The 13,755-nt window shown below is 63.4% G+C and carries 13 protein-coding genes; 10 read left to right on the forward strand and 3 right to left on the reverse strand.

Going from position 1 to position 13,755, the window contains the following annotated elements; all coding sequences use genetic code 11:
• A partial coding sequence (locus VNH11_16080) for a hypothetical protein (protein HVA47888.1) occupies positions 1 to 333 on the reverse strand: 333 nt, incomplete at its 3' end.
• 373 nt (positions 334 to 706) lie between these two features.
• Here VNH11_16080 and VNH11_16085 point away from each other — a divergent pair.
• From VNH11_16085 to VNH11_16095, 3 genes are all read left to right on the forward strand, one after another.
• Entirely contained in the window at positions 707 to 1,309 is a 603-nt protein-coding gene (locus tag VNH11_16085) for a DUF1080 domain-containing protein (protein ID HVA47889.1), read from the forward strand.
• Entirely contained in the window at positions 1,306 to 2,010 is a 705-nt protein-coding gene (locus tag VNH11_16090) for an HAD-IA family hydrolase (protein HVA47890.1), read from the forward strand. The genes VNH11_16085 and VNH11_16090 overlap by 4 nt, the downstream gene beginning before the upstream one ends.
• Before the next feature lie 322 nt (positions 2,011 to 2,332).
• Positions 2,333 to 3,322, forward strand: a complete 990-nt coding sequence (locus VNH11_16095) for a polysaccharide biosynthesis/export family protein (protein HVA47891.1) — start codon at positions 2,333 to 2,335, stop codon at positions 3,320 to 3,322.
• 1 nt (position 3,323) lies between these two features.
• Here VNH11_16095 and VNH11_16100 read toward each other — a convergent pair whose 3' ends face one another.
• Entirely contained in the window at positions 3,324 to 5,822 is a 2,499-nt protein-coding gene (locus VNH11_16100; GenBank protein HVA47892.1) for a redoxin domain-containing protein, read from the reverse strand.
• A gap of 286 nt (positions 5,823 to 6,108) precedes the next feature.
• Here VNH11_16100 and VNH11_16105 point away from each other — a divergent pair, with 286 nt between their 5' ends.
• The 5 genes from VNH11_16105 (at position 6,109) to VNH11_16125 (ending at position 10,698) form a co-directional block, all read left to right on the forward strand.
• Positions 6,109 to 7,011, forward strand: a complete 903-nt coding sequence (locus VNH11_16105; GenBank protein ID HVA47893.1) for a cyanophycinase — start codon at positions 6,109 to 6,111, stop codon at positions 7,009 to 7,011.
• A 106-nt stretch (positions 7,012 to 7,117) separates the two neighbouring features.
• A complete protein-coding gene (locus VNH11_16110; GenBank protein ID HVA47894.1) occupies positions 7,118 to 7,489 on the forward strand; it encodes a helix-turn-helix transcriptional regulator in 372 nt (123 codons plus the stop codon).
• The gene (locus VNH11_16115) at positions 7,489 to 8,097 is read left to right on the forward strand and encodes an ImmA/IrrE family metallo-endopeptidase (protein ID HVA47895.1); all 609 of its coding nucleotides are present in this window, start codon (positions 7,489 to 7,491) and stop codon (positions 8,095 to 8,097) included. The genes VNH11_16110 and VNH11_16115 overlap by 1 nt, the downstream gene beginning before the upstream one ends.
• A gap of 67 nt (positions 8,098 to 8,164) precedes the next feature.
• On the forward strand, positions 8,165 to 9,601 hold the full coding sequence (gnd, locus tag VNH11_16120; GenBank protein ID HVA47896.1) for a decarboxylating NADP(+)-dependent phosphogluconate dehydrogenase: 1,437 nt from the start codon (positions 8,165 to 8,167) through the stop codon (positions 9,599 to 9,601).
• Positions 9,598 to 10,698 (forward strand): Gfo/Idh/MocA family oxidoreductase, encoded by a 1,101-nt coding sequence (locus tag VNH11_16125; GenBank protein HVA47897.1) that lies wholly within the window; start codon positions 9,598 to 9,600, stop codon positions 10,696 to 10,698. The genes gnd and VNH11_16125 overlap by 4 nt, the downstream gene beginning before the upstream one ends.
• 203 nt (positions 10,699 to 10,901) lie before the next feature.
• On the opposite strand, the gene VNH11_16130 is transcribed toward VNH11_16125, so the two are convergent.
• Positions 10,902 to 11,450, reverse strand: coding sequence for a hypothetical protein (locus VNH11_16130; GenBank protein HVA47898.1), 549 nt, complete (start codon positions 11,448 to 11,450; stop codon positions 10,902 to 10,904).
• 58 nt (positions 11,451 to 11,508) lie between these two features.
• Between VNH11_16130 and VNH11_16135 the strand changes: the two genes are divergently transcribed.
• Both VNH11_16135 and VNH11_16140 read left to right on the forward strand, forming a co-directional pair.
• A complete protein-coding gene (locus tag VNH11_16135; GenBank protein HVA47899.1) occupies positions 11,509 to 12,873 on the forward strand; it encodes a lactate utilization protein B in 1,365 nt (454 codons plus the stop codon).
• Positions 12,874 to 13,527: 654 nt separating this feature from the next.
• A partial coding sequence (locus VNH11_16140) for a hypothetical protein (protein HVA47900.1) occupies positions 13,528 to 13,755 on the forward strand: 228 nt, incomplete at its 3' end.

Below are 13,755 nucleotides of genomic sequence, written 5' to 3' on the forward strand. Positions count from 1 at the left end.
GGGGCCGCCCATCATGTAGGCGCTCATCTGGTATCCGCCGCTGTCGGTGCAATCGGCCAGGAGTCCGGGCGCGGCGACGTTGAGGGTGCCGGCGCTGGAGGCGTCGTAATTGGCGTCGTTGGCGGTGATGGAGAGCATCGCGCGGGCTTCGAGTTGTTCGAGCAAGGCGGGACGGCGGCCGCGGCCTTTCTCTTTGCGGCGTGACGGCAGGAAATCGCCGCGAAGGAACGTGGCGATGAGGTTGAAGAGGGGGCTTGGGCCTTTGGTCCCGGCTCTCGGTTTTCGCGCGGGCGATTTGCCCATCTTCGCGGCGTCCAGGGGGTGCAATAGCATGGGTCGGCCTTGGGGTGCGGTTTCAATAGGGCGGTCGTGACATGTCAGGCCAGACAACGACGTCCGGCCCTGACTTATGCCTCTCGAGCTGTTCCACGCGCGCTTGCGGTGCCGGGCTTGCAAGCAGCCCGCCACCAGGTGTTCCTATCTATGTAAAGACGCTGGCCCAGGAAAAATGTGCGCGAAATCTGCCTGCGACGGAGAATTTTTTTCGGCACGCGGACTGCGACAGTAAGCTAGCGGCTGTTCCTGAGAACGCGGGGCGGGCCGTTTGCATTGGCCCTGTTCGGCAACGCTTGCGAGTTGTGCGCCAGCGATTATGCTACAAGGCGCACGTTATGCGCGAAATGACCAATCGAAAATCCAAAATCCCATGTCGCTTGCTCCACTTCTCCTGTTCTTGTTCGCCACCCCGCCGGTATCGCTTTTCGACGGCAAGACCTTCGATGGTTGGGAGGGCGACACGAAGAAAACGTTTCGCATCGAGAGCGGGGCCATCGTCGGTGGCAGCCTTAACGAAAAGGTGCCGCGCAACGAGTTCCTCTGCACGACCAAAGAATATGGCGACTTCGAGTTGCGGCTGAAGTTCAAAGTGCTGGGCAAGGGCGCCAATGCCGGCGTTCAAATCCGCAGCCGCCGAGTGCCGAACCACCACGAAATGATCGGCTACCAGGCCGATTTGGGCCAGGACTGGTATGGCAGCCTCTACGACGAATCGCGGCGCGCCAAGATGCTCGCCCTGGCCGATCCGAAAGTGATCGCCGAATCGCTCAAGCCCGACGAGTGGAACGATTACACGATTCGCTGCCAAGGCAATCGCATCCAGCTTTGGATCAACGGCCGTCAGACGGTCGACTTCACCGAGCCGGACGAGGCCATCGAGCAGCGCGGGCTGATCGGCCTGCAGATCCACGGCGGCCAGCCCAGCGAAGCCTGGTATAAAGACATCGTCATCGAAGAGCTCGACTCGAAGTGACGCTGCCGCCATCGGTCCGCTGCTGCTTGTTCGACGCGGTGGGCACGCTGATCCGTCCTCGTCCGCCGGTGGGCGTGGCCTATCACGAGGCCGCTCGCCGTTACGGGTGTTCGTTGTCCGGCGAGGAGATCGGCGCGCGGTTTCGCCTGGCCTTCCGCCGCCAGGAAAGCCTGGACGCCGCTGCCAACGGCGGCGCCACCGACGAGGCCCGCGAACGGCGGCGCTGGCAAACGATCGTCGCCGAGGTGTTTGACGACCTGGCGGACACGACGGCGCTGTTCGACGATCTATGGTCGCACTTTGCCGACCCGCGCCACTGGCGCCTGTTCGACGACGTGGCCGAAACCTGGCGGGCCCTCGCCGCAAAAGGCATTCGCTTGGGCGTCGCATCGAACTTTGATGCCCGCCTGCGGGGCGTTTGCGCCGGGCTTCCGCCGCTCGATCGTTGCAGTTCGCTGTTCGTCTCGTCGGAGCTTGGCGTTCGCAAACCGTCGCCCGACTTCTTTCGCCGGATTGAACGCGCGCTCGGCTTGCCGTCGGAACAGATCGCGCTGGTTGGCGACGATTGGAACAACGATTATCTCGCGGCCCAGGCGGCCGGTTGGCGCGCCATTTATCTCGATCGCGGTTCTCAACCGCCTGCGACGGCAGGTCCGATACAATCGCTCCGTGCGTTGATCGGTTTTGGTGAACAACGGTAGGGTGGGAACGAGCGAGCTTGCGAGCGCCGGCCCACCGCCAAAGGGTTCAGGGTTCAGGGTTCAGAAACACTTGAATTGGCCTTTGCCTGACGCCCGACGCCTGACCGCAACTTTTCCTTGGCTGCGCTCTGTAAGGGCCACCGGTAGGAACACTGCAGCCTCTGACGGCGTTTCGCCGAAGAGCCTTCTAGCGCATCGAACGGATGCTCGGCGCTGAGATTCACGCCGTTGCGGCGGGCCGTTGGCCGGGCCGGGCGGCAACAAGGAAGAATCGTTCCGGAACGAACATGGCGGTTCGCCGGAAGCAAGCCGAGGAATGGCCATGCCCGCACTCCGTCTCTTCGATTGGCGGTCCCTTTTCGCTCTCTCCGTCGCCGTCGCGCTGGCGCTGGGCGGCTGTGCCGGTCCGACGGGCAGCTTCACCCTGTTTCCGACGGGCGACTTTCTGCTCGATTCGACCAAAGAGTTGCGGCAGCCCGTGCCGGCTCAGGCGGTCGCGCCGCGCGAGCTCGACAAAACGGTCATCGCAGCCTACGTCATCCAACCGGGCGACGTGTTGCTGGTCGAACCGATCGCGCTCGACTCGCCGCTCCGCTTCCCGGCCGATCAGACGGTGCTGCCCGACGGCACCATCGACTTGGGCCGCTTCGGGCGGCTGGTCGTAGCGGGTAAGACGTTGGAACAGATCGAGACCAACGTGAGGGAGGCCGTCAAGGCGATCGAGAAAGACGCCGGGGCCGTCAACGTGCGGTTGGTCGATCCGCAAAGCGCCGTCTATTACGTCTTGGGCGAGGTCACGTCGCCCGGCTCGTACCCCTTCGTCGGCCGCGAAACCGTGCTCGACGCCATCCTGGCAGCCGGCGGACTGACCGGCAAAGCATCGCCCTGCAACATCATTCTCAGCCGGCCGGCAGCGCCGTGCGGCTGCCGCACCGTGATACCGATCTGTTACAAGCACATCGTGCAGCAGGGCGATACGACGACGAATTACCAGGTGATGCCGGGCGACCGAATCTACGTCGCGACGCGCACGCTGTGGGAGAGCCTCAACCCGTGCGCCAATCGGCTCGATTGCCCGCTCTGTCGCGGCAAGCAATGTCCCTGTCCCGGCGCCTGCGCCGTGGGCACCTCGCCGTCGACGACGTACGCTTTGCCCGTCGCTGGCGCGCCTGCCGGCACGGCGGTCGAAGCGTTGCCACCGCCCGCGATGGGCAAGGAGATCGTGATTGACGACCGGCCGGTCGATAGTGCTTCACCGACGTTGGCCAAACCGGTGGTCAGCGATCCGTTCGCGAACCCGTTTGGCGATTGAGCTACTCCTGCTCCGGTTCGCCCGCTTCATCCCGTTTGGGCATTTCGACTTCCTCCTGTTTCGGCATTTCGAAATGCCAGGCTTCCACGGCCTTGTCGGTGGCCACGATCAGCGCCGGCCGGCCCTCGAGTTGGGCCACGGCCAGGCCGCTCGCCGCGGCGCCGTTGTTGAAGTGGTCGATCAAGGTGCCGTCGATGCCCACGATGTGAATCGATCCGTCGGCCGCCGCGATCACCCATTGCCCGATCTCGCCGCCCAGCAAGTTGCCCGACGATACCATCTCCAGCGTGATGTGCTGAGGTACGCCCACGGGCAGCGCGTAGCTCCAAAGCTCTTCGCCCCGCGGCGAAAGACCCACCGCCGCGTCGTACAAGGGCTTGTTCGGCCCAGGCGATTTCACGGCGATGGCGCACCACTCCGAAGTTCCGTCGCCGTCGAGATCGGCCGTGTAAATCAGCCGCACCCCCAATGTGTCAGGCAAAGCGATCGGCGGCCGTTCGCTTCCGTTGGCGTCGATGGGCAACACCGCGCCCTGCCCCACCAACAACTGCCGCTGACCGTGACTGTTGGGCTCGGTGACGGCCAGCCGCAGCACGGTCTCTGCGGCGGTACGGTTCCACCAGAGGCGCTCTCCATCCAAGGCGACGCAGTGGACGCCTACCCACCGGAGATAGCCGACGAGCATCTCAAGCTGGCCGTCGCCCTCCATGTCGGCTAAGAGGGCGTCGGCAATCTCCGGATGGTCGCCGGATTCCGGAAAGCTCAGCAGCCGCTTCCAATCGGCGTCGAACAAATGCACCTGCTGCACGCCGGGTTGCGAGCCGAGGAAATACCGGTTGCCGGCCCCGTCGATCGCCGTTCGCAGGAACGTCACGGCGGCGTCCTTCCGCTCTGGAAGCTCGAGCTCGTGCCTGGCCGAAACTTTTCCGTCGGCGCCGATTTCGGCCACGCTCCGCACGCCGTCGATCACAAACAACCGGTCGCTCTCCGAATCGTCGTGGGCGACGAGCATGTTGCCGGGTTGCTTCAGCTCCGAGCAGTTCCAAAGACGCGTTCGCCGCAGCAGATCCGGCTCGCTGGGCGGCGCGATCTTGCCCATGCCCGACGCCGCCCGCTGCTCTTCTTCGGATTCTTCCGCGTTTTGCCAAGCGAAACCGGAGTAGAACAAGTAATTCGGGGCTTTTTCGGGGGCTTCCAAAACCAGATCGCCGCCCTCCAGCAGCGTCTTGAGGCTCTTGGGCAACGCGGTGTCCTGGTTCGGATATAACCCACTCACATGTTCTTGCAGCGTGCCGTCGGCCCCTAAAATCACCGTGGTCCAGACCATTTGCAGGCCGAACGACCGCTGGGCCGTCTCGAGCGAGACACGGGCGATCGGCAGCGATAAATGGGCCTTGGTGAAGGTGTCTTGCAGTTGCTCGTCGGAAATCTCGTCCGGATCGGTGTTGACGGTCAGGAAGACGATCGCGTCGTTGTCTTGGTAGCGTTTGCGGATTCGCTCGAAGCCGGCCAGATCGTCGTAGTTGAAAGGCAAGTCGTCCCGCTGCCAGAATTTGATGACCACGATCTTGTCGGCCAGCGATTCGCGCGTGATCACCCGGCCGTCGAGCGAGCGCAGCTTGAATCTAGGAATGCGCGAGCCCATGCGCACGGCTTCGAACCGCTTGACCAACTCGGCGCCTTTGGGCACCTGGAACTGAAACCAGGCATCGTCGACCGGCGGATCGAGCCGCGCGCCTTCGATTTCGGCGGTGATCGTCATGTCGGTGATCTCATCCAGGTAGGGTTCGAGGACCCGCCGCCAACCTCCGGACGGGTACTCGACCCGCCGCACCACGAAAGTTTTCTCGTCGACCCACAGTACCGTCGACCCTTCGCGCCGATCGATTCGCACGCGGTAGCAGGTGTCGTCGCCGATCTTTTCAGACGGATCGAGCCGCGGCGCTTCGGCGTTGAACACGAGCGTGGGTAAAGGCTTGGGGTCCAAAAAGAAGGCCAGCGGCACGGAACCGACGATCTTGTTCAGCGCCTTGCCCAGGACCGGATCTTTGTACACCGCGGCGGGCGACAACTCCTCGGGCGCCGCATAGTTGAGCACTTCGCCCGGCGCTTCGTCGATCGTGGCGTAAAAGGTCCGGCCGTCGCAGACAACGTGCGCGTCGTAGGCCCGCATGCGGAGCTTGTTTGGACCGGAAAGAGCGAGCGAGAATTCGCTGCTCTGGCTGACGACCTCGCCGTTCCACCTGAACCGCACCAGCAGTTTGCCGGTGTCCTGATAGCTGTCCGCGTTATGATAGGCCTCGACCACCCGTTCCAGGACCGCTGCCGCGTTGCGAGGCGGTCCGGGGTCTTTCGGTTGAGGCTTGGCTTCGGTGCTGCTACTGCAGCCGCCGGCCAGCAGCGCCGCCAGCGCAAGCGTGCCGGTGGCGGCCAACACGACGGAGCCGGCAACGGCGATGGAATACGCTCGGCTTGAGCGCGGGCCAAATAAACCGGACATGGCGTTTTCCCCCTGCGGATTTTGACAAAACGGCTTCGGTTCTCAAAACCGATTGCGACGTTTGATTCCCTTATCGTAATCGTAGCTTGGCTTTGCGCCAAAGGCCCTGCTTCGGGGTTCGAGGATGCCCCGGCCGCATCGGCACGGTATAATAATTGCCGAAGACACGACTGCGCCGGCAGCCGTTTGCCGGCGCAAACCGAAACCCCCAGTGAGACTAGCCTTGGTTATTCTAGCCGCGGTGGCACAAGTCGTTAGGCAGGTTAAGCGTCTTTCCCGTAGGCATGTGCCCCGCAAGATAAGTTGGTCGGTTGTGGCGGCGGGCCTGCTGTCGGTCATCGGTCTGTCCGTCTGGCTGCACCAGTTTTACGCAATCCGTGCCTTCGGGAAAACAGCGATTGTGCGGCCCGAGCCGGGCGGCACGCTGTTGATCTGCGGGGGCGGCAAGTTGCCCGACGAACTGCGGCGGCGGTTTTATGACCGGGCCGGCGGCGACAACGCACGAATCGTGGTCATACCGGGCCTCTATGTGGGCGACGACGACGAGCTTTCGGCGGCGTTTCTGGAGCCGTGGCAGCGGTTGGGCGTGCGGTCGGTGCAGCTGATCAGCGCCCGCTCGCCGCAGTTGGCCAACGCGGCCGCGATCGTCGGCGTGGTGGCCCGCGCCACGGGCGTGTGGCTGGGCGGCGGCGACCAGGAATGGCTGGCCGCGACCTATTCGGGCACGGACGTCGAGCGCGAGATCAAGCGCGTGCTCCAGCGGGGCGGCGTGGTGGGCGGCAGTTCGGCCGGCGCGGCCGTGATGTCGCCCTTGATGATCGCCGGCGGCCGCTGCGACGCGGTCGAAGCCAGCGGGCTGGGCCTCTGGCCCGACTCGGTGATCGACCAGCATCTTCTCAAGCGTAATCGCTTGAACCGGCTGCTGGGTGTGGTGAATGCGCACCCGGAGGTGATCGGCTTCGGCGTCGACGAGCGAACGGCGTTGGAAGTCAGCTTGCGCAACAATCGGTTGAGCGTGATCGGCGATTCCTACGTCGTGGCCTGCATCCCCAGTGCCCGCGACCGGCTGGCCCGCGTCGAGATTCTCAAGCGTGGCGATGAGACTACGCTGCTGGCCTTGCGCGAGTCGGATCTGGTCATTTCGCCCCGCGACGAATTCGACGAATACCTCGCCGCCGCCGCGGAGTGAGGGGGCGTCGCCACCGCAAAACCAACCGCACTTGAAGTTTGCCGCCGGCGCTGTAGAATAACTACAACAGCGTCAGGATAAACTTGCCCCTATAACGGCTTGCGCGATGGCCACGAATGCTTTTGGAAGCCTGCTCAAAAAACTGCGGCTCGCGAGCGGCGTAACGATGCGTGAATTCTGCCTGAGACACGGACTGGATCCGGGCAACTACAGTCGCTTGGAGCGCGGTTTGTTTCCGGCCCCGCAAAAAGAGGAACTGCTAACGAAGTATGCTGAGGCACTGGGACTGAAGCGCGGCAGTGACGAATGGCTTGAATTCTTTGACGTAGCGGCCGCGTCGCGTGGAGAGCTGCCGCGCGATCTGCTCGGCGACGAAGAATTGGTGGGTAAGCTGCCTGCTTTGTTCAGAACCATTCGAGGCAAGCCCGTCTCGGCAGAGCAATTGGACGCCCTGATCGACCGGATTAGGGAATCGTAATGGGCATTCGGGCACCAATCTATCGGCTCGATGACATTCGGCGAGCCGCCGCACGCTTTCTTGAGGAGCACCATCCAGAAGGTACGGTGCCTGTGCCCATCGAGTGGATCATCGAGCAGCGATTCGGCATGGACATCGTGCCGATGCCCGGCCTCAAGAGGGCATTCGAGATCGATGCTTACATCACGAGCGACCTTGCAGAGATTCGCGTTGACCTCGACGTATACTCATCCTTTGAAACTCGTTACAGGTTCAGCCTGGCGCACGAACTCGCCCATAAGTTGCTTCACGCGGAGGTTTTCTCGCAACTGCGTTTTGAAGGACTCGAAGAATGGAAAAAGGCGCGGGAAGGAATCTCCGAGCGCGAATATCGTTTTATTGAATGGCACGCAAATGCGTTTGCGGGGCTCGTGCTCGTGCCGCCTGATGCGCTCGCAAAGCAGTTTGAAGCCGCCAAGCGACGCTTAACGCAGATTGGTCTTTCGATCGAAGAGGCGACTCCGGCGGCGTGGGATACCCTGCAGTCGTGGGTCGGCGACGCGTTTAACGTGTCTGGTGCGGTAATCGATCGGCGCGGGCGGGACGACGGCCTTTGGGTATCGGAGTAAACCCTTCACTCGCTATACTGCGGTTTTTCCGCGGCACGTTCCTATCTTTGCTAGACTGTTGACGACTATGGCTGAACTTTGCGACATCGGACTGATCGGACTCGCCGTGATGGGCGAGAACCTGGCCCTGAACATCGAGAGCCGCGGCTATCGCGTGGCCGTCTTCAACCGCACCACCAGCGTCGTCGACGACTTCACGGCCGGCCGGGCGAAAGGCAAAAAGTTCGTCGGCTGCCATTCGGTCGAAGAACTGGTCGCCGCACTGGCCCGGCCCCGCAAGGTGTTGCTGATGATCAAGGCCGGGCCGGCCGTCGATGCCGTCATCGAGCAACTCTTGCCGCTGCTGTCGCCGGGCGACGTGCTGATCGACGGCGGCAACACGCACTTCGCCGATACCGAGCGGCGCACGAAGTACGTCGAGTCGAAGGGACTGCTGTTCATCGGCACCGGCGTATCGGGCGGCGAGGAAGGCGCGCTGAAGGGACCCAGCATGATGCCCGGCGGCAGTCCCGATGCCTGGCCGCTGGTCAAGCCGATCTTTCAGGCCATCGCCGCCAAGGTCGGGCCGAACCACGATATTCCCTGCTGCGAATGGGTCGGCCCGCGCGGGGCCGGGCACTACGTGAAAATGGTCCACAATGGCATCGAGTACGGCGACATGCAGTTGATCTGCGAAGCCTACTTCATGCTCAAACAGGCGTTGGGCCTTTCGAACGCCGAGCTTTACGACGTGTTCGCCGAGTGGAACCGCGGCCAACTCGACAGCTATCTCATCGAGATCACGCGCGACATTTTCAGCGTCAAAGACCCGGACGGCAAAGGCGACCTGGTCGACCTCATCCTCGACAAGGCCGGGGCCAAAGGGACGGGCAAGTGGATGAGCCAGTTGGCCCTCGATCTCGGGGTGCCCAGCACGCTCGTGACCGAGGCGGTCTACGCTCGCAGCCTCTCGGCGCTGAAGGACGCCCGCCTGCGGGCCAGCAAGGTGCTGAAAGGTCCCACCGGCAAGTACCAGGGCGACAAGAAAGCGTTCGTCGCAGCCGTCAGGCACGCGCTCTATGCCTCGAAGATATCGAGCTATGCCCAGGGCTTCGTGCAACTGCAGGCGGCGGCGGCCGAGCACGATTGGCCGCTCGACTACGGCAGCATCGCGCTCTTGTGGCGCGGCGGCTGCATCATTCGGGCACGCTTTCTGGAACGCATCAAAGAGGCCTTCGACGCCGATCCGAAGTTGGAAAACCTGTTGCTGGCGCCGTATTTCACCAAGGCGGTCGACGAAGCTCAGGCCGCCTGGCGGCACGTCGTGAGCACCGCCTTCGAGCTCGGCATTCCGGTCCCCGCCTTCTCGACGGCGTTGACCTACTACGACGGCTATCGCACCGCGCGGCTGCCCGCCAACCTGTTGCAGGCCCAGCGCGATTACTTCGGGGCCCACACTTACGAGCGCATCGACAAGCCGGGCACGTTTCACTCCGACTGGATCCGCCTGCGCAAACAGCCATGAACTATCGCATCGGTATCCTCGGCCGCACCGGCCGCGGCGACTACGGTCACGCCACCGACGAGGCCTTCGTCGGACTTCCCAATTGCCAAACGGTCGCCGTCGCCGATGACGACAAGGCCGGCTTGGCCGCCATGGCCAAGAAGCACAACGTGGACCAGGCGTATGCCGATTACCGCGAGCTGCTCGACAAGGCCAGGCCCGACATCGTCGTCATCGGTCAGCGGTGGCTCGACCGGCATCGCGACATGGCGGTGGCCGCGGCCGAGCGCGGCATTCATGTCTACATGGAAAAGCCCTTTTGCCGCACGCTGGCCGAGGCCGACGAGATCGTCACCGCGGGCGAGCGGACGCACGCCAAGCTGGCGTTGGCCCATCCCACGCGCTACAGCCCCAAGCTCGCGACCGTCAAGCGGCTGATCGACGAAAGGGCGATCGGCAAGGTGCTCGAATATCGTGGCCGCGGCAAGGAAGACCGTCGCGGCGGCGGCGAAGACCTATGGGTCTTGGGCACGCACGTCATGGACGCCATCCGCGCATTGGCCGGGCATCCGGCATGGTGCTTTGCGCGTGTGACCAGCGGCGGGCATCCGATCACCAAAGCCGACGTGGTTGAGGGCGCCGAGGGAATCGGCCCGTTGGCGGGCGACGCGGTGACGGCCATGTACGGCCTGCCAGGCGGGGCGACGGCCTATTTCCAGTCGGTCAGAAACATGGCCGGCAAAGGTTCGCGTTATGGCCTGCAAATCTATGGTTCGGCGGGCATCTTCGAGGTCCTGGAAGGAACGATGCCCTCGGTGAAGTACCTCGGCGATCCGAGTTGGTCGCCCGGCCGCAGCAAGTCGGCCTGGCAAGACGTTTCGACCGCTGGCATCGGCAAGCCGGAAACGCTCACCGACAGCCTGTGGCAAAACCGTCATCGGCCGGCGGCCCTCGATCTATTGCAGGCCATCGAAGAAGACCGCCAGCCGCTGTCGAGCGCTTACGAAGCGCGCGGCGCGACGGAGATGATTGTCGCCGTGTTTGAGTCGCACCGCGTCGGCGGTCCGGTCGAGTTGCCGTTGAAGAACCGGCGAAACCCGCTGACGATCCTCAAGTGAAGTCTCGTTGTCGGCCGTTTCCACGGCACTCCTGCTCTGTCATTCGTCGATTGATGGATGCAGCGGTAGGGTGGGACCAGCGAGCTTGCGAGCGCCGGCCCACCGATACCGACGTCGTCTTCATGGTGGGCCGGCGCTCGCAAGCTCGCTGGTCCCACCCTACGAAGGTTTGCGCCGTCGATCAATGGAGGGGTGACAGAGCACTACCGCGCACCGCTCTTCATCACGCGCTCGGCTTCGCGGAGACCGGAGAAGCACGCGCCGTGGCCCAGCCGCAGGTCGAGTCCGTGGGCCAGATGCTCGACGATACGATCGAATCCGCCGACGACGAGCAGGTCGTCCCAATCTTCGTCGAAGCCGCCGTCGAACCAGGCCAGCGACAACTCGTCGAGTTCCGCTCCGTATTCACACGCCAGCACGCGCATGGCCCAGCGCTCGACGCGGCGACGCTCGGTCTGCACGTTCGGCACGAACGAATGCTCCCGCAACGCGTCGGCCACGCTGAGCGAGTTGGCCGCCTTTCGACCGGCCTCCGCTTCACGCTTTGCCCGTCGCCAGGCGCCCGCAATCAAGTCTTCCAGCCGGTCGGAAACGTCCTCCGCTTCATCGTCGTTGATTCTCGATCCGTTGGCGTCGTAGAGCGCGACGGAAGCATAGTCGATCGCGTTGACGGGTATCTGCCATTGCCGGGCCAGCGGCGTCAGCGGATTGCGTTTTGCCAGCTCGATCGACGCCGCGCCAAGCTCGCCCAACTCGGCCCGACTGCAACCGATTGGGAAAAAAGCGTGCCAGTGGTTAACATAAGGCGTTATGTCCCACGCAACTCTGGCCGCCGAATTCGTCGCCAACCGCCCGCGTGCCCAGTGGCACGATCAGGCGTTGTGGTTTGTTCGCTCCAAACGCGATAAAGCGGCCCATACCGTGCCCGAATGGGAGCTGCTTCGCGACACGGCGGCCCAAATCAAGGCCCATACCGTTTCGCACCTTGCCGATTACCTGGAGCAATTCGCCGAGCAAGCCGAACGGCTGGGCGCCAAGGTGCATTGGGCCCGGCATGCGGCCGAGCATAACGAGATCGTGCTGGGCATTCTCCAGAGCCACGACGTGAAGCGGGTAGTGAAGAGCAAGTCGATGCTCACCGAAGAGTGCCACCTGAATCCGTTTCTCGAACGGCATGGCATCGAGGTGGTCGACACCGACCTGGGCGAGTGGATCGTGCAGTTGCGCGGCGAGCCTCCCAGCCACATCGTGCTGCCGGCCATCCACATCAAAAAGGAAGAAGTCGGCCAGCTCTTCCACGAACGGCTGGGCACGCAGGCCGGGGCGAGCGAGCCGAAGTATCTGGCCGAGGCCGCCCGGCGCAAGCTGCGGGAGTGCTTCATGCAGGCCGATGCGGGCATCACCGGCGTCAACTTCGCCGTGGCCGAGACGGGCGGCTTCGTCGTCTGCACGAACGAAGGGAATGCCGACTTGGGAGTCTCGCTGCCCAAGCTGCACATCGCCTGCATGGGCATCGAAAAACTGATTCCGCGGGCCAAAGACATCGGCGTCTTTTTGCGGCTCTTGGCCCGTTCCGCCACCGGGCAGCCGATCACGACCTACTCCTCGCACTTTCATGGTCCTCGGCCGGGCGGCGAGCTGCACATCGTGCTGGTCGACAACGGCCGCACCGAGCTGTTGGCCAGCGACGACTTTCGCAGCTCGTTGAATTGCATCCGTTGCGGCGCGTGTATGAACACCTGCCCGGTCTATCGACGCAGCGGAGGCTACAGCTATGCGGCGACGATTCCCGGCCCGATCGGCTCGATTTTGTCGCCCGCCCGCGACGCCCGCCGGCACGCCAGCCTGCCGCACGCCTGCAGCCTGTGCGGCTCGTGCAGCGACGTTTGCCCGGTGAAGATCGACATCCACCACCAACTGCTCACTTGGCGTCGCGAGATCGCCGCCCGCGGCCTGCTGCCGCTGCGGAAGCGGTTGGCCATGCGCGCGGCCGGCTTCGTGCTGCGGCACACTTGGCTCTATCAGGCGTTTGGCAAGCTGGCCCGAACGATCGGCCCGCGACTGCCGCGCTGGCTACTCTATAACCGGATGAATCCGTGGGGCAAGCAGCGCGAGCTGCCGCCGTTTCCCCGCGAGAGTTTCCGCGAGCTGTACCGGCGGAGGAATTCCCCGTAGGGTGGGGCCAGCGAGCTTGCGAGCGCCGGCCCGCCGACTTCTCGACAACTCCAGCAGTCGCAGGGGGCCGTTTCTGACCCGCACCGCTCGTCGAGAACGCGGCGGTAACCCCCCACCATAGGCCAACTGTCGGATTCCGACAGTTGAGCAGGCGTTCCCCGTCCCTCCGGCGAGCCAAGCGAGGGTCGTCGCGATCTAAACACTTGTGAAAAACAGGCGTGGTTCAAATCACGTGGATGCAGGGTAACAGTTCCCGGGGACGGAGAGCGCCGCCCCGTGACGTAACATCTGACGCACCATACGTTTCTGGCAGGAGACTGCCCGCGACTCCGGCGGGAACTGTTACCTTGCTTTGAACCACGCCGAAAAACAAAAGCATTCAGCGTCATGGCCTAGCGGCAACACCAATCGCGACATGCCTTTACGGCCATGCGCGAACGCATCAACGTTCGCTTATAAAAGCTTTTATGCCCGCAGTAAGTTGTCAAAGACCCGCGGCGACGCTTGAGCGTCGCGCTGCCCAACTCGTCACGAAGGGGCTGGCGTCGGACCGCCGCCCTCGTGCTCATCATCGCCAGGCGATGTGTTCTCAGCAGCCGAACGGCGGGCGGTGCGGCCGCCTCGCCGTCGGCGAATTACCGTTGCGGAAAAACAATGACCGTTGTCAAAAACAAAAATCGTCTCAGCAGAATCCTTGCCCTAAAGCCATTGCGCCACCCAGGTTGCGGCAATGCCAATTCAACCTGCAAAACCGTGGCCGCAACGGTAAATCTGGGGGGTGCGGCTGATTTTGGATTTTCGATTTCGGGATTTTGGATTGGCGGTCGCCATCGCTCATTTTTCTGTCTGGTAATCTTTCTGTCGTTCCTTTCGTTCTACCGC

It is taken from the genome of Pirellulales bacterium (genome assembly GCA_035533075.1).
Taxonomy (GTDB): domain Bacteria; phylum Planctomycetota; class Planctomycetia; order Pirellulales; family JAICIG01; genus DASSFG01.